Raw genomic sequence first — 16389 nt, 5'->3', positions numbered from 1 at the left:
TAATGGCGCTTTGACCGAATGATCGAGGGTCACAGAAGACCACACCGATATTCACCTATATACGAAGGCCCGAAGATGCTCCCACATCCTCTCCTTCAGAAAAAATCAAATACATCAATGGTTTGAAATATTCACACCATCTTCAAGACAAGGACGCATCGGCGCCTACAGTGTCCTGGTACACGATATCAAGAGCGCTTGCGCCCAGATCCGATGGATCAAGTCTGGGCGCAAGCAGAGAGGATCAGGCGGCTTCAGACTTTGCAGCCGGAACTTCTGCAATCGTCTTCAAGACCTGGGAAGCGATCTGGTAAGGGCAGCCCTGCGAGTTGGGGCGACGATCTTCCAGATAGCCACGATAGCCATTGTTGACGAAGGAGTGCGGAACGCGGATCGATGCACCACGGTCAGCAACGCCGTAGGAGAACTTGTTCCATGGAGCGGTTTCGTGCTTGCCGGTCAGACGCAGGTGGTTGTCGGGACCGTAAACGTCGATATGCTCTTTCCAGTTCTTGGCGAAAGCCGCCATAAGCGCTTCGAAATAGTCCTTGCCGCCCACTTCGCGCATGAACTTGGTCGAGAAGTTGCAATGCATGCCGGAACCGTTCCAGTCGGTATCGCCAAGCGGCTTGCAATGAAACTCGACATCGACGCCGTATTTTTCGCACAGACGCAGCAGCAGGTAGCGGGCCAGCCAGATTTCGTCAGCGGCCTTTTTGGAGCCCTTGCCGAAAACCTGGAATTCCCACTGACCCTTCGCCACTTCAGCATTGATGCCTTCATGGTTGATGCCAGCAGCCAGGCAAAGATCCAGATGCTCTTCGACGATTTCGCGCGCGACATCGCCGACATTCTTGAAGCCGACGCCGGTATAATAAGGACCCTGCGGCGCAGGATAGCCATTTTCCGGGAAGCCGAGCGGACGGCCGTCCTGATAGAGGAAATATTCCTGCTCAAAGCCGAACCATGTGCCTTCGTCTTCCAGAATGGTGGCGCGGCTGTTGGAGCTATGCGGGGTGACGCCATCGGGCATCATCACTTCGCACATCACCAGTGCACCATTGGTACGGGCCGGGTCGGGGTAAACAGCAACAGGCTTCAGCACGCAATCCGAGCTATGGCCTTCGGCCTGCTGGGTGGAGCTACCGTCGAAGCCCCAGAGGGGGAGCTGTTCGAGGGTCGGAAATTCAGCGAATTCCTTGATCTGCGTCTTGCCGCGCAGGTTCGGGACCGGCGTATAGCCGTCCAACCAGATATACTCGAGCTTGTACTTGGTCATTGTCGATCTCTCATAAGTCCAGCGCCTCGCATCGGGCGCACCCTGGGGTGATTCTCCGGCGGTCCGGGAGTCGATAAATAACAAGCAGGAACCATGCCAAACCCGCAAAAACCACCTTGCGGCAGGCAGAAAAAACGCGAGCCATATTCAAAACACCTTAAAAGCCACGGGTTTTTAACGGTTTTGTGTCAGATTGGCCTGCATGCCACCGCCTTCTCAATGCGCATTTGCAAAATAAAAGGCAGCAATGCCCGGTGGATAGCAGCGATAGCGTGAAAAAGCAGCCAAAAATGATTTATTTTTGGGCAAATTGCACTTTCTATGTGCATTTTAGCTGAAAAAATGCTATGAGATTCATCCGGGCGGAGGAGCTCGAGGAACAACGAAGGGCAGTAGCGATGACAACGGGCCTTGGTCGGGAATCGGCAAAAATCTACGAATTCCCAGTACATAATACGCAAAGACTGCGTGAAATGCGTGAGCGCAATCTCCATAAGCAGGTGATCCTCGAAAGCGGAGCCGCCAGCTGGTATCACGAAGCAGCGATCCGCGAGGCGGAAGACGCGCTCAAACAGTGACGTTTGGGCAGTGACGTTTGGGCAGTGACGTTTGGCAACAACGCAATCAGCAGGATCATGCTGCATGACCCTGCTTCGGCTGCGCGCCAGAGTATGTCAGGTTCAGAGTGAACCAGACATACTCTAGCTTGTCTTGTTTTCGTTTGTCTTTTCGGGAAAACCGGGTTCCACTTTTCCCTGACAAACTTTAAACGCGCGGCCCATTCATTCCTGCCCGGCACTCACTCTTGACCGGCACTTTCGGCTGGCAGCATTGCTTCGAGCCGAAGGCGGGCGATTTTTTCGACTTGAAGGCAGGCGGTTGAAAACTCCGTTTCGACGCTATTGTCGATCCGGGCCTCAAATGCGGTCAGAATGTCGTCTTTCGTCAGGCCCTTCACGGCAATGATGAACGGAAAGCCGAATTTTTCCATATAAGCACTATTGAGCGCTGTAAAACGCTGGTGTTCAGACTCGGACAGGCGATCGAGCCCGGCGCCAGCCTGTTCGCTGCGGCTTTCCTCTGTCAATTCGCCTGTAATAGCCAATTTTCCCGCCAGATCCGGATGCGCCCGCAGCACATCGAGCCGCTCGGCTTGGGTTGCTGTGCGAAATATCGCACTCATTCCATCATGAACGCCAAGGGCGGTCAGAGGTTCGTCAATAAAACCGGCATCGAAAGCGCGCTCGGCAATGAACGGTGAATGTTCGAATATCCCGCCGAATTGCTCAATGAAATCCTGTCGCTGCATCGGTTCACCCCTGTTTTGATCTGCAATCGATAGCCAATATGCAACGGGTTGGAAAGAGCCGGACTTTCGGAAGGCCCGCCGAATATTCACGGTAGATGTTGAACACACCCGCCAGACACCTATCTAAGGAGCGGGCTGCCGTTCCCAACGGCTTTTCCGTGCCCTTCCCAATTACAGTACCCATTCCTCCCCATGACAAAAAAGGAGCGCCGCATGCCAATCGCAAGAGGTTATGCCGCAACCGACGCCAGCAAGCCGCTGGAACCCTTCACTTTTGAGCGTCGCGAACCCAATGATGACGACGTGGTGATTTCTATCAAATATTGTGGTGTCTGCCATTCCGACATCCACCAGGCCCGCAATGAATGGGGCAATTCCGCATTCCCCATGGTGCCCGGTCACGAAATTGCCGGTGTCGTCACCGCCGTTGGTGCAAGCGTATCGAAATTCAAGGTCGGCGATCATGTCGGCGTTGGCTGTTTCGTCGATTCCTGTGTCCATTGCCAGGAACGCGATGTGGATATCGAGCAATATCTGCCCGGCCTTGTCCAGACCTATAACGGCGTAGACCGCGACGGCAAGACCGCCACCCAGGGCGGCTATTCCGACACGATCGTCGTCAAGGAAGGCTATGTCCTGTCGATCCCGGACAATCTGCCACTCGACAAGGCTGCCCCATTGCTTTGCGCCGGTATCACGCTCTATTCGCCGCTGGCCCATTGGAAGGCCGGTCCGGGTAAGAAGGTGGCCATCGTCGGCATGGGCGGTCTCGGCCATATGGGCGTCAAGATCGGTGCGGCCATGGGCGCGGAGATCACCGTGCTCAGCCAGACCCTGTCGAAGAAAGAGGATGGCCTGCGTCTCGGCGCCAGCCATTACTATGCGACCAGCGACGCCAAGACTTTCGAGACGCTGGCCGGATCCTTCGACCTGATCATCTGCACCGTCAGCGCCGATATCGATTGGAATGCCTATCTCAACCTGCTGAAGGTCGATGGCACCATGGTTCTGCTTGGCGTACCGGAAAAGCCAGTTCCGGTGCACGCCTTCTCGCTCATCCCCGCCCGCCGCAATCTGGCCGGCTCGATGATCGGGTCGATCAAGGAAACCCAGGACATGCTGGATTTCTGCGGCAAGCACGGCATCACCTCCGATATCGAGCTGATCGATATCAAGGATATCAACACGGCCTATGAACGGGTGTTGAAAAGCGACGTGCGGTATCGTTTCGTCATCGATATGGCAACGCTGGCCGCCTAGGCGCCCTTGTCGCAGTTTGTCTTTTCGGGAACCTAACTGGCCACTTTTCCCTGACAGACTCTAACAGCGAACAAAAACATCCCCCGGCCAAGACCGGGGGATGCACAAAACCTCACATAAAATGAATATCAGATCAACGCGCAGGCTTCAGTTGCAGGCGTGAAATCCCGGCTGCGACGTTCAGACCCGTTCCGGCCTCCGCGCTGAGCGGCTGCAAGCCAAAATTCTTGTTGCTGCCGCCAACCAAGGCGTTGGCGCCAAGGCCGATGCCCACCGAGGCTCTCGCCGATGCGCCGACATAGGTGCCCGCCAGCGCGCCCTGGCGTGTGGTGGTTGGATTGATGTTATAGACGATCCAGCGGATGTAGCTCTTGCCGGTAATACCAACATCCAGGCCCAGCTTGCCGATAGAGCCGCTGTAGCGCTCGACTTTGCCAGAACGCTGCTGGAAATCGCAGGTCACTGTTCGGCTCGAGCCGATCAACATGCCGATGCCGCCTGCAACCTCGCAGGACAAGGTGCCCAAACGCTCCTTCGGCTGGGTCGCCGTCATCTGGGAGGCAGGGTGACGCGTGCTATTGTGATGGGTATTTGCTGCATTGGCGACCGAAGCCGCCCCCATCGCCGCCACCGCGACCAGAGCAAAAACTGTTCTCATCGAACGTTCCTTTCCGCTGTTGCGGACCGTTTCCGGTCCCCTTTCGCAAGGTGGTAATCCACCTTGACCGAATGTGTTTCACCGGCAGCCACGCGGCGTGGCTACCGTTATTATCGTACAACGCCAGCGGGCGATGATGCTGCACATCTTCAAACCCGTGAGACTTCGAGCATGATAATTCGTTTACTTGAAGGCATCCTTGGCCTTGCCAACGGTGGACTGAATCTTGCCAGCGGCCTTGTCCATCTTGCCTTCGGCTTCGAGCTTCTTGCTGCCCGTTACCTTGCCGACGGCTTCCTTGACGCTGCCCTTGGCTTCCTTGGCGGCACCTTCGATGCGATTCTTGTCCATAGTTTTCGTCCTTCTCTTGATTAAGGAAGACCGTTGTTGGTGTTCCGGCAGTGAAACGTGCGGCCGGAAAAATTGTTCACCAGTCATTAAAAGAAATTGAAATTGTTTGGCTCGCTATAGGCGGGTAAAATAGTACAGATCCTACCGTTGGATGCAGACACATCTATTCGATGTACAAGTTGAGTTCGAACATAACCACAGGGAAAGCGGCGATCTCTTACAGATTATATCTTGAATGAAGAAGGAAGGATTGCGGATCAAATCCAAAACTTGAAAGCTATGATCGCGGCCAGATGCAGAATACCGGGTAATTTCCGGACCCAATTGCGGTTTAAGGAGAAAATTATCTATTATTTTCAATAGATTAAAAGCGTCTTCTGGGGCTTACAAAATGTATGAGGCCATAAGCGCAGGACGGTTCTCCCGGCAGGAATTGCTTGCACTTGTTTTAACATTTTTTGCTTTCAAATGCTTTTCCAAGTGTAAATTTCTAATTTTTATCATTTTATACGTTTGAAAGAATACGAAATATTTTTTTAATAATTGCTCTCTTAATATAATATTGATCTACTGCAAGAGAAAACCAGACCATGAATGTCATGCATATCGCATCGAAAAATCCCGCCCAACATCTGGTTATCGCGGGTGGACTTGCAATATTTCTGGCATTGACGATCTGGTCCGAGGTTGCAAACTGGACGGCCCAGGTGTCGCGGATGAATTCTTATCTCGCGCAAACGGCAAGAGCGATTGCCCAGCATACGGACGATGTGATCGAAGTGGCCAAGCAACCTCTGGCTGGGCTGGTCTTCGAAGTGCAGGAAAACAACAGCAAAAGCGTTTTGCAGAGCCTGGACCTGGTTCGCAGGATGCGTGAGCTTATCAAGACGTCACCCTATTTGCGCAGTTTGGCCTATATCGGCCCGGATGGTCGGCTGATTGAGTCGACCTCCGATCCGTTTTCATCGGGTCTCGATCTTTCCAGCCGCAGCTATTTCAAGATCCATCAAACATCCACGGAGTTGCAACCATTTGTCGATGGACCCTATCAAAGTCCGTCGGTCAAAGACTGGTTCATTACCCTGTCCCAGCGGATGAACGATGATCGGGGGCAATTTGCCGGCATCATGGTGGCGACCATTGATGTCGAAAGCTTCATCCGGTTTTTCCGGAGTTTCAACATGCTGGACAACGGTGCCTTCGCGATGATGGATGGCGCCGGGCGGGTTCTGGTCCGTGCGCCCCTGGATGCGACGGCCATGGGCACCAGCATTGCCGATTCAGCTTTGTACCGAAACGCTATTTCGACAAGCAACATTGGAAATTTTCAATATACATCGCGATTTGACGGCATATTGAGAACCTCTGGCTATTATAAAAGCAGCAATACACAGATCACCGTACTTGTCGCTGTCTCCAAAAAAGCTATTCTTTGGTATTGGATAGACATCAGCAAACCCCGATGGATCTGTTTTATCGTCGCATTGATGGTCGCATGCGCGTTGGGCATCCGCTTGAGACGGCAATGGGCATTGAAGCGCCGCGACGAGATGATTATTGCCGCACGGGAAGCGGAGTTTCGCCTGATTGCCAATGCCTCATCCGACTTGATCGAAAAACTGGATGACAACGGTATCCGCGAATATGTTTCCGCAGCCGCCAAATCTGTTCTCGGCGTGGAGGCCGATACGATTGTCGGACGCAGCGTGTTGGACGAATACGATGCCGAGGCCCGGCAATACTGGTCAGAGGCGCTCGCCAACATTGCCGCCGGTTCATCAATCGAACGGCTTGTGTTCCCGAGGATTAAAAAAACCGGTGAGATCGCCTGGCTGGAAACCGTGATAACCCGGGTTCGCAGCTTCGATATCAGCAGCGGCATGGTTGCCGTAACCAGGGACGTTACAAGTCAAAGGCTTTTGCAGGAAGAGCTGGATCGGCTTGCCAACACGGATGAATTGACGCAGCTTTCCAACAAACGTCACTTCAACAGGCAGCTGAAAAGTCTTTCCGCCGAGGCACGGATGGTGGGCACTCCACTGTCACTGCTTGTCGTTGATGTCGATAAATTCAAGCTGTTCAACGATACCTATGGTCATCTGCCGGGTGATAATTGCCTGCGGAAAATTTCGACCGAAATCGCCGCTGCAATCCGTCCCGAAACGGATCTTGCCGCGCGCTACGGTGGAGAGGAAATCGTCATCCTGCTGCCGGGAAAAACCGCGAGCCAGGCACACAAAGTGGGCGAGGAGATCCGCCAACGGATCGCCGCCCTGGAGATAATCCACCAGAAAAACCTGCCCTGGGGGTATGTGACCGTCAGCATCGGCGTGGCAGAACAATCACCTGCGCATGATGAAACAGATGAAGCTCTGTTTGTGAAAGCCGATAAATGCCTCTACACGGCCAAAAACTCCGGTCGCAATAAAGTCGTCTCTTTTGATGAGAATTTGTCAGCCGCGGCGGCCTGAGGCTGTCGCGACTCATTTTGAATATCTTGGGCCTTTGATGCATGTGGGGCATTCAAGTCGAGGATGCATGGGCATCCTCCATAACTTGTTCTGTTATTGTCCCTGCTACCATTCAGGCTTGTGGTGGGCGTGCCAGTGCTTGGCAATATCAAGGCGGGTCGGCGTCCAGACCTTGTCATGGGACAGGACGTAATCCAGAAAACGCTTCAGCGCCGCCGCCCGGCCAGGACGGCCAACCAGCCGGCAATGCAGGCCGACGGACATCATTTTCGGCGCGCCCTCTGCGCCTTCCTGATAGAGCGTATCGAAGGCATCCTTCAGATAGGTGAAAAACTGGTCGCCAGAGTTGAAGCCCTGCGGCGTGGCAAACCGCATGTCATTGGTTTCCAGCGTATAGGGAATGATCAGAAACGGTTTGCCATTCAGATCCGGCACCCAGAAAGGCAGGTCATCGGAGTAATTGTCGGAGGAATAGAGAAAACCGCCCTCCTCCATCACCAGCCGCAGCGTGTTGTCGGAAGGCTTGCCCTGATACATGCCATAGGGGCGCTCCCCCGCCACCTCCGTATGCAGGCGCACCGCTTCCAGAATGTGCTGGCGTTCAATCTCCTCAGGGAAATCCTTATATTCCAGCCAGCGATAACCATGGCTGGCGATTTCCCAGCCCGCCTCCTTCATCGCCACTACCGCGTCCGGGTTGCGGGCCATGGCCAGCGTGACGCCATACACCGTCACCGGTATATTGAGGGCCGTAAACATCCGGTGCAGACGCCAGAAGCCAGCACGCGACCCATATTCATAGATGGATTCCATGTTCAGGTTGCGCTGGCCGGGCCATGCCGCCGCACCAACGATTTCCGACAGCAGATTTTCGGAGGCCGGGTCACCGTCGAGAATACAACTCTCCCCACCTTCCTCATAATTGATGACGAACTGCACCGCCACACGCGCCTCTCCCGGCCAGCGTGGATCGGGGGTACGGCGACCATAGCCGATGAGATCGCGGGGGTAAGTTTCAGTCTTCATAGCTGCTACCTTCTCGTCTTGTGACAAGAAACGGTAAGCAACCCTGCCCTTTTTGTCGAGAGGGCATACAGCATCGTGAGATCAGGCGATCTTGCGCGCCGAGACCCGCCCCATCGGATGCAGTGAATGCACCACCAGTGGCGCACCCGGCTCACGCTCGATAAACAGCGCCAGATTGGCAAACACGACAGGGTTTTGCAGCAGCGGCGCGAAATAGTGAGTCGCCGCCTGATGCAGGCGATCGCGGTGGCTGAGCGGCAAAGGCCCGGTCAAGGGCATGTAGAAACGGTATTCGTCCAGCACATGCGGATCGCCCCAGCGGTAAAGATTGGCAAATTGCGGCGCGCTGAGACGTTCGGGCGCCATGCGCTCAATTTCGGCATCGCTGAGCGGCGCGCGGAACCGGTCGAAATTCTGTACCACCAGCGCCGCCACCCGGTCTAACTGGTTGGACGGATGTGTCAAAGTCAGACCGCAAAAATCACCGAGCTTCGCCACTTCCAGCCCCGGCAGCGTGAAAGGCTCAACAATGCCAGCAAAATGCATCAACTCACGCAACAACTGGGCTTCACTGACCTCAGGATGTAGGGCAAATGGCGCTTTCAGGCAGCCATGGAACCCATTTCGACGCGGCAAGGCCGTATGAAAGGCAATCTCGTGCAGGCCAAGCCCTGCCAGCCCCGGATGTTCGACCGGCTCATCGGAATAGACATTGCGTCCCAGCCAGCTGGCGGCTGCAAGCGACAGCGGGTCACGCGCAGAGGGTGTATAGCAAATTGAATATCGCATGCGGGTGACCTCCGGCAGCGACGAGCGTCTGCAAAGACGCGCCAGGAACGCTGCAAATCTTATAATGACTGCATTACGGCATGCTCGACCAAACTGATCCTGTCACACGCATCCTTAAACCCGATGGATTTGTAGATTTATGCAACGCATTCAAATCGGTACAACGCCTGGCCTGCATTCTGCCAAACGCATGGCGCTGTCATGCAAAACAATCGAATCGACCATGACCGACAGCCCGCATGCGCAGTCAGATAGGGGATTTGCATGACACTATGACGAAAGTGACCGAGCATCAGGTTCACTTTTTACGCGAGATCACAGGAGGGTGATGAGAAGCGACCTCGGATTACGCAAGGCTCGACGTTTGAAATATTTTTAAAGGGAACATCAAGGCCGGTTTATCAACCGACCGGGTTTTCCAACGGCGGTTCCACGGCTTTATCAGCAATACGGGAGGCGATCAGCAGATGATGGGCAAGCGTAAAACCATCAGGCATATCAAGCTCTCCACCAAAAATCGGCCGTAATGCCTGCTGCGCCAGGCTATGCGCCAGCCCGAAGCTGATCTTGAAGCCGCCGGTCAGCGCAATCAACCTGGGATGATCGGGATGTGGCCCCACCATGGGATCGCGGTCTATCGACTTGGGCCGCAGTCCGGCCCAGCGCTCCACCACCGGGGCATCCCCCAGCATCGGCACCAATCGGCGGGCCTTGGCAATCAGGGTTTCCAGCTGGTCGTCGGTGGTCAAGGGTACATCCCAGCGATTTTCGCTGGTGCTGCCAATCGCCACATGCCCACCTTCATGCGGCACGGCATAGATACCGTCCAGATAGACCAGCGGCAGGGCCGGATCGACATCGGCCTTCAGCAATGCCGCCTGCCCCTTGACCGCCATGCCGAGCGGCAGCACACCGGTCGGGCTAAACCCGTCAAGCAGTGGAAAACTCCCCACGCCGGCTGCAACGATCACATGGCCGAAGGCAATCTGGCTTGCATCCGCCAATTCCGCCCATTGCCGGGCCGGATCGATCGCCCTGACCGCCGAACCCTCAATGATCCGGCAGCGCGGCGATGCGACAAGGGCCGCCTTCAGCGCCGCCGTCAAGCCGCGCGGCGACACCCGCGCTGCCAGCGTGTCATGCACCAGACCGGCTTGCGTGACAGCCATATCCGGCCAGCCATCGCCAGCCGGGGAGTGGTCAATAACCTTCCAGGCAAATTGCCGGTCGCCAGTTTTCCAGGCGGTTTCGGCGTCTTTTTCGTGCCGCTGGGCAATCACCCGCAGATGTGGCTTGGGCAAGGGCATCAGCCGCCCGGACCGCCGATAGCCCACAGCAATGCCGGTCTCTGCCTCAAGCTGCGCTGCTTCCGTCTCCAGCGCTAGCAGCGCATCGAACTGAAACTGCTTCTTGCGATCCCATTTGTCCGGCATATAGGGCATGAGCGCGCCCAGCAGCCCGCCACTGGCACCATTCGCCACCCGACCGCCATCGACAAGAACCACATCCAGCCCGGCCAGAACCGCAAAACGCGCCGCCCACAGGCCCATGATGCCGCCGCCGACCACCAGCAGATCTGCCGCGAGGCTATGGGACGCGCCTTTGAGGGACAAGTGTTGACCGGAGACCGAAGCCGTCCTATCGCCTGTCTTCATGACACACTCCACTTCCAATCCCGATCCGATGCCTGACGCCGAAATGGCGGACACCCAGCCTCTCAGCTGGCAGGACGGCGATATGCCCTATTCCACCGCCTTTGGCGACCATTTTTACTGCCAGACCGATGGCCGCCTGGAATGCGGCCATGTTTTCCTCGAAGGCAATGAATTGCCGCAGCGCTGGATCGGCGCGTCTTCTTTCCGCATCGGCGAGCTGGGTTTCGGCACCGGGCTGAACGCCATGGAAACCTGGCGCCAGTGGCAGGCAACGCGCCCTCCCAGCGGGCATCTGACCTTCATATCCTTTGAGCTTTATCCGATGGCGCGCGCCGATATCGACCGCGCCCTGACGCGCTGGCCGCAAATCGATGCAGAGCGGCAAGGCTTGCTGGCGCTGTGGCCGGATGATCCGCAAGGTCAAGTCCAGCTCGATCTCGACGCCCAGACCCGGTTGATCGTGGTCTGCGGCGACGCGCTGGCCTCCCTGCAAGCCTGGAGCGACACCTTCGACGCCTGGTATCTCGATGGTTTTGCCCCATCCCGCAACAGCGCCATGTGGTCGCTGGAGCTGATGACGCGGCTCTATCAGCTGACAACGCCCGGTGGCCGCTTCGCCACCTATGCCGCCGCCGGTTTCGTACGCCGCAACCTTATCGCCGCAGGCTTTACCGTGGAGCGCCGCCCGGGCTTTGCGGGCAAACGAGAAATGCTATGCGGGACGAAGACGAAGCCGTCGTGATCTCAGATACGCTGTCATCGACCGGATCGGCCCCACGGTCACAGTGCCGTCAGCCTCGCACCGAGATCCTCTGCCAGGGTCTGTGGCTGCGTCTGCGCTGCGGCGCCCCCTAACCAATAGGCAATGCAGTCCTGCAGACGGTCGGGACTGACAGGCTTGAGGACGAGATCATCAAGACCGGCTTTATGGCAGGCCGCCTTGTCATAGGTGGAAAGATCGCCCGCAAGACCGATCAGCACGGTCGGCGCGGTCTGTGGCTGTTGGCTTTCCTCAGCGCGGATCTGCCTGACCATATCGAGCACTCGCGCCCGATCCTCAACGAGATCGATCAGCATCATGCCAGGCTGCCATTGGCGCCAGAGGGCAAGCGCCTCGCTTTCCCCATCCACGCAGGCATGGCCAACCCCCAGCGCCTGCAAGGCCTGATGGAAAAAATGACGCTCCGCTTCACCGGCATCCAGCACCAGCAGATCGATCTGCTCCTGCTGCATCACACCCGACGACATCAGAGCCACTTGCTCTCCGTCCGAGATCACAGGCGCCTCAGCCTCCGGTTCCGCCCTCAACCCGGAGATAGCGCCGCGCCGCGTGCCGCGCAACACATCGATGACAACATTGCGCAGCAGGTTTTCACCCACAGGCTTGGTGAGCTGCGCTTGAATATTCAGCCCATCGGCCATTCTATCGAGATTGAAGGGCGCATCCGCCGCCAGCAGGATGATCGACAGCGGATCGAACCGTCGATCACCGCGGATCTTGCGCACCAGATCCAGCCCGCCGCCGCTGCGCCGGCAGCAATCGATCACAACCACCTCAATCGGGCTTTTCTGGCTCTCGGCCTGTTCCAGCACGGCCAGCGCCAGCGCCGGATCGTTAACCGCCACGCCATCGAAGCCCCAACGGCAAAGCTGGTCATTGAGAATGCCGCAGCTGATATCATTGCTTTCAAAACCCAGGACCCGGGCACCGCGCAGATGAAAGCCAGCAAGGCTCGGTAGTTTTTCAGCCGCCATTGCAAAGGGCAGATTGACAGTCACGGTGGCACCTCGACCGGGCGCGCTTTCCACCCCGATCGTCCCGCCAAACAGATCGACAAGCCCACCGGCAATCGAAAATCCGAGACCCGCCCCATCCCGGTGATGCAAAGCCCCGTCATTCATCTGCGAAAACTTGGTAAAGGCCATCAGGCATTGCTCCGGCGTCATGCCATGGCCAGTATCCTCGATCCGCAGAACCAGCCATGCACGGGCGCGGTCACTCACCTCGGCATTCGTTTCAGAAATAGGATCTCCGTGGCTTTGGAGCGTGACGTCCAGATCCGGCTCTTCCTGGCGCAAACCGAGATCGACCAACACATGCCCCCTGTCGGTGGCCCGGATTGCCTCCCCCAACAGATTGGTGAGAATCTGGCGGAACCGACCCGCATCGCCCGCCAGCATATGGGTCAGCCTGCCCTGACCGCGCACCAGGATGTCCACATCCTTTTCCGCGGCGCGCCCGGCCATCAAGGTCACCACATCCTCCACCGCCGCCAGCGGATCGAAGGGGGCCGAGCGCAAGGACAGGCTCCCGTCATCGATCTTCGAGAAATCGATGATGTCATTGATAATGGTCAGCAGCGAGCGCCCGGATTTGACGATCACATCGACAAAGGTCTTTTGCCGGGCATCAAGATTGGAAGACAGCAGCAATTCCGTCATACCCAGCACGCCGCTCATCGGCGTGCGGATCTCATGGCTCATATTGGCCAGAAACCGCGATTTGGCCTTATCCGCCGCCTCGGCCTGCGCCGCAAGCGTTGTCAGCTCCGCCTCACGCTGCTTGGCCTCGCTGGCATCGCTGATCACGAACAGCCAGCGGTCCTCGGCGCTGACAATCGCCTCGATACTGCGCCAGGCACCATCGCGCCGTTGCACCACGACGCTGGCGGAGGTGTCAGCGGACATCCTTGATCGCATCCGGTCGAGGAACCCCTTTGGATTGTCGCCGAAATCGCCCCGTTCGGCGCAGTAATCGAAAAGCTGGCGCCAATCCGCACCTGTGCGCACCAGATGCGGCGACACGTTCAATATTTCCGCCAATTTATCGTTGCGGTAAAGGATACGGTCCGTCTGGATGACACACAGCCCCTGGGCCATGTGCTGGGTCGCCTCTTCCAGCAGCTTGCCGACATCCTGCAGCCGGGCACGGGCCTCGTCTATCTCGCGCTCACGCAAGCGCTGCTCGGTATAGTCAGAGAAAGTCAGCATGATCTGGCCATCGTCCAGCGGCGATGCCGTAATCACGATATGCCGGCGATCCGAAAGCGTCACCTCGGTTTGCCGCGCCGCCGTCAATGTCCGCAATTCAAGACTATAGGCGGCGATCCGGCTTTCCGGGTCGATGCTATCAGGACTGGGGCTATCAGGATTGGGGCTGGCGTCATCGCCAGTCTCGAGTGGCCAGCCATTGGCATGGGCGTGGCGCAGATAATCCGCGAAACTTGTGCCAGTCATGGCCTGGTCTTCAGGCCAGCACACCATATTGCGTGCCATGAGGTTGGAAAAACTTAAACTCTGATCGGCATCGAGGATGATCACCCCGACCGGCATGGTGCGCAGAATGGCCTCTATATCGTCGTAGAGCTTTTCGGCATGCGCCTTGGCTTCGCGCAATTGTCGTTCGCCGATCTTCAGCAGCGAAACATCCGCCAAAGTCCCGACGATATAAGGCGCGCCATCCTTGGTCTCGATCCGCTTCAGGCTGGTCAGCAAGGGCACGGTGTCGCCATTGGGCATGATGATCAGCTGTTCGCGCTCCGTCGCGCATCCAGTTTCCAGGACCTCGATATTCTCCTGGCGCAGGGCCTCGCCTTCGGCAGGAAACATCTCGTCTTCGCGCAAGCCATAAAAGCGGGTCCGGTCGCCACCCAGCATTTGTTCATAAGCGGCATTGGCAAACACCAGCCGCCGGTCGCCATCGCGCAGAAAAACCGGCTCCGGTACATTTTCCAACGCTGCACGGTAAAGAGTACTTTCGCGCTCATAGGTCTGCGCCTCGGTAACATCGGTATAAAGCAGCAGAAACTGACCGTTTTCCAGGCGGTTGCCCCGGGCCGAAATCACCCGTCCGTTCGGCATGGCGATCTGGCATGGCTCTGGTTCGTCTATCGACGCGGCAAGGAATTGGCCGGATGTATCCTCACCACTCCCATCCCACCCCGCACCTCCGATAACGTCGAGAACCGCCTGAAAATTCATGCCGAACTTCAGCTCAACCGTTGTCTCACCCAACATTCTGGAGAAACTGGTGTTGAAATAGACAATATCGAGCTGCGGATCGAGAAGCAGCACACCAAGCGGAATGAGATCGAGAAGCATCGCATAATCGGCTGGCAGGCAGGCACCAGGCGCCCCATTACCAACACCAGCGCTCCCACCTTGAGAAGCGACCTCTCTTGAGATTTCAGCCATGGCAGAAGGCATCTGGGCGCCTGACAGCGGCGGCTCTTTCTTCCAGCCCCGGCTCTTGACCCGGCCAGGCCGCTCGCGAAACACCCCGAAGACATAGGGCATTTCGTCTTCGGTGATGAAGCGCTCGATCTGCACCCGGCAATGCTGGCGGCCGCTGTGATCGAAACACAGAGCCAGATGTTCTTCCGCAAACACCAGCGCCCGGCGCTCGACATCCTCCCAGGCCAGATCTTCCGGACGGTCCGTCAGTTCCCCCGCCCGCTGTCCGAGAAGATCATCGAGATCCGCTCCAAAAAATGCGACAAAGGCGGGATTGACGGCAACGAAACGAAGCTCGCTATCCTTGATGAAAGCGGGCACATCAAGCCTGGCGATTTTCTCGCACGCTATGGTGAGCAATCCGCCTTCTATCGGCAATGGAATCCCCTTTGTTGCCCGAGCCGCCTGCATCACGGATGAACCTCTCTGTGCCCTTTTCCGCCGTGGAAACAACCCTATCACCAGGCAAAACACAAAACAAAGCGCCTGACTGAAAAAATCCTGTCAATCTCCTGTTTCACAAAGCTTTTTACCAGCACGGGCAGCACCGTGCGCAAGACAGGGCCGAACGCCCAGTCTTTGTGGCGGAGACGCGGCACACCAACCGGCAATCTTATAAAATATTTTTTAAATTCAATATCTTATGGCATTTACTCTTGTGACGTCCGTCGCTTTAAATGACGATAATTTAATCTTGGCTCCACAATTCCATCATTAATCTGCCCGTTTTCAGGATCATCTTCATACCATTCTCTTCGGAGAAAAAGTTCTGAAAGGATCAAACCATGTCCGTATTTCGCATGAGTATGTCTGCGGGCCTTGTCGCCACTCTCGTAGGTGCCTCGCTGATGGCGACGGCCCCTGCCGCAGAGGCCCATGACCCGTTCTGGGGTGGCGTCGCAGCCGGTGCCGTCGGTGGTATCGTCGGCAGCGCCATCGTCAACGGAATGGATGGGGGACCGCGCTATTACCGGTCCTATGACCCACCACCACCGCCCCCACCGGTTTATCGGACCTATTATCGTCCGGTCTATGCGGCGCCCTGCCATTTCGAGCGGCGCTATGATGAATGGGGCGACAGCTACCGCGTTCAGGTCTGCCCCCGGTAAATGATCTGCCGCCCGTCACCCAGACGGGGTATATAGTAGAAATATTCAGCGCCCGCCCGTCCATGATGGGCGGGCGCTTGACATTTGGCCGCAAAACGCGCAAAAGCGGCGCAAGCTTTCAGCCTTCCGGCCGCCGCGTGAGCGCGCCACTGCATTCCGGCTTTGCCTATTTCGGCACTGTCATGCAAAAAAGGTATGGGTGCTTCATATATGACCGCATCAGCGGTCAAACGCACCGAAAGTCGTTTC

General features: G+C 56.8%; 13 protein-coding genes. 5 read left to right on the top strand and 8 right to left on the bottom strand.

Features of this window, described 5'->3' with window-relative positions; all coding sequences use genetic code 11:
* Positions 1-244 precede the first annotated feature (244 nt).
* Positions 245-1279: a glutamine synthetase beta-grasp domain-containing protein gene (locus IEI95_RS13645; RefSeq protein WP_015916816.1), complete on the bottom strand. Its 1035-nt coding sequence runs from the start codon at positions 1277-1279 to the stop codon at positions 245-247.
* A gap of 398 nt (positions 1280-1677) precedes the next feature.
* Here IEI95_RS13645 and IEI95_RS13640 point away from each other — a divergent pair, with 398 nt between their 5' ends.
* On the top strand, positions 1678-1857 hold the full coding sequence (locus IEI95_RS13640; protein ID WP_041698155.1) for a DUF2735 domain-containing protein: 180 nt from the start codon (positions 1678-1680) through the stop codon (positions 1855-1857).
* Positions 1858-2078: 221 nt separating this feature from the next.
* On the opposite strand, the gene uraD is transcribed toward IEI95_RS13640, so the two are convergent.
* On the bottom strand, positions 2079-2588 hold the full coding sequence (gene uraD / locus IEI95_RS13635) for a 2-oxo-4-hydroxy-4-carboxy-5-ureidoimidazoline decarboxylase (protein ID WP_156535678.1): 510 nt from the start codon (positions 2586-2588) through the stop codon (positions 2079-2081).
* Positions 2589-2801: 213 nt separating this feature from the next.
* Here uraD and IEI95_RS13630 point away from each other — a divergent pair, with 213 nt between their 5' ends.
* A complete protein-coding gene (locus IEI95_RS13630) occupies positions 2802-3848 on the top strand; it encodes an NAD(P)-dependent alcohol dehydrogenase (protein ID WP_156535679.1) in 1047 nt (348 codons plus the stop codon).
* 133 nt (positions 3849-3981) lie between these two features.
* Here the strand turns inward: IEI95_RS13630 and IEI95_RS13625 are convergent, their stop codons facing one another.
* Positions 3982-4506, bottom strand: a complete 525-nt coding sequence (locus tag IEI95_RS13625; protein ID WP_015916820.1) for a DUF992 domain-containing protein — start codon at positions 4504-4506, stop codon at positions 3982-3984.
* 183 nt (positions 4507-4689) lie between these two features.
* A complete protein-coding gene (locus tag IEI95_RS13620; protein WP_015916821.1) occupies positions 4690-4857 on the bottom strand; it encodes a CsbD family protein in 168 nt (55 codons plus the stop codon).
* A 590-nt stretch (positions 4858-5447) separates the two neighbouring features.
* On the opposite strand from IEI95_RS13620, the gene IEI95_RS13615 reads away from it, so the two are divergent.
* A complete protein-coding gene (locus tag IEI95_RS13615) occupies positions 5448-7328 on the top strand; it encodes a diguanylate cyclase (protein ID WP_156535680.1) in 1881 nt (626 codons plus the stop codon).
* 105 nt (positions 7329-7433) lie between these two features.
* Here the strand turns inward: IEI95_RS13615 and puuE are convergent, their stop codons facing one another.
* From puuE to IEI95_RS13600, 3 genes are all read right to left on the bottom strand, one after another.
* Positions 7434-8354, bottom strand: coding sequence for an allantoinase PuuE (gene puuE, locus IEI95_RS13610; RefSeq protein ID WP_156535681.1), 921 nt, complete (start codon positions 8352-8354; stop codon positions 7434-7436).
* Positions 8355-8435: 81 nt separating this feature from the next.
* Positions 8436-9143, bottom strand: a complete 708-nt coding sequence (locus tag IEI95_RS13605) for a DUF1045 domain-containing protein (protein ID WP_087728883.1) — start codon at positions 9141-9143, stop codon at positions 8436-8438.
* A gap of 401 nt (positions 9144-9544) precedes the next feature.
* Complete coding sequence (locus IEI95_RS13600) at positions 9545-10798, bottom strand: NAD(P)/FAD-dependent oxidoreductase (protein ID WP_194416568.1); 1254 nt, start codon at positions 10796-10798, stop codon at positions 9545-9547.
* Between IEI95_RS13600 and mnmC2 the strand changes: the two genes are divergently transcribed.
* Positions 10797-11540 (top strand): tRNA (5-methylaminomethyl-2-thiouridine)(34)-methyltransferase MnmC2, encoded by a 744-nt coding sequence (mnmC2, locus tag IEI95_RS13595; RefSeq protein ID WP_156535682.1) that lies wholly within the window; start codon positions 10797-10799, stop codon positions 11538-11540. The two genes, IEI95_RS13600 and mnmC2, sit on opposite strands and share 2 nt — an antisense overlap.
* Before the next feature lie 38 nt (positions 11541-11578).
* On the opposite strand, the gene IEI95_RS13590 is transcribed toward mnmC2, so the two are convergent.
* Entirely contained in the window at positions 11579-15409 is a 3831-nt protein-coding gene (locus IEI95_RS13590; protein WP_194416567.1) for a PAS-domain containing protein, read from the bottom strand.
* Positions 15410-15816: 407 nt separating this feature from the next.
* On the opposite strand from IEI95_RS13590, the gene IEI95_RS13585 reads away from it, so the two are divergent.
* Positions 15817-16140, top strand: a complete 324-nt coding sequence (locus tag IEI95_RS13585) for a hypothetical protein (protein WP_015916828.1) — start codon at positions 15817-15819, stop codon at positions 16138-16140.
* Positions 16141-16389 lie beyond the last annotated feature (249 nt).

The sequence above is a fragment of the Agrobacterium vitis genome (genome assembly GCF_014926405.1).
GTDB lineage: Bacteria > Pseudomonadota > Alphaproteobacteria > Rhizobiales > Rhizobiaceae > Allorhizobium > Allorhizobium vitis_H.
Note: the sequence above shows the minus strand (reverse complement) of the source record. Positions and strands in the feature narration are given on the sequence as shown.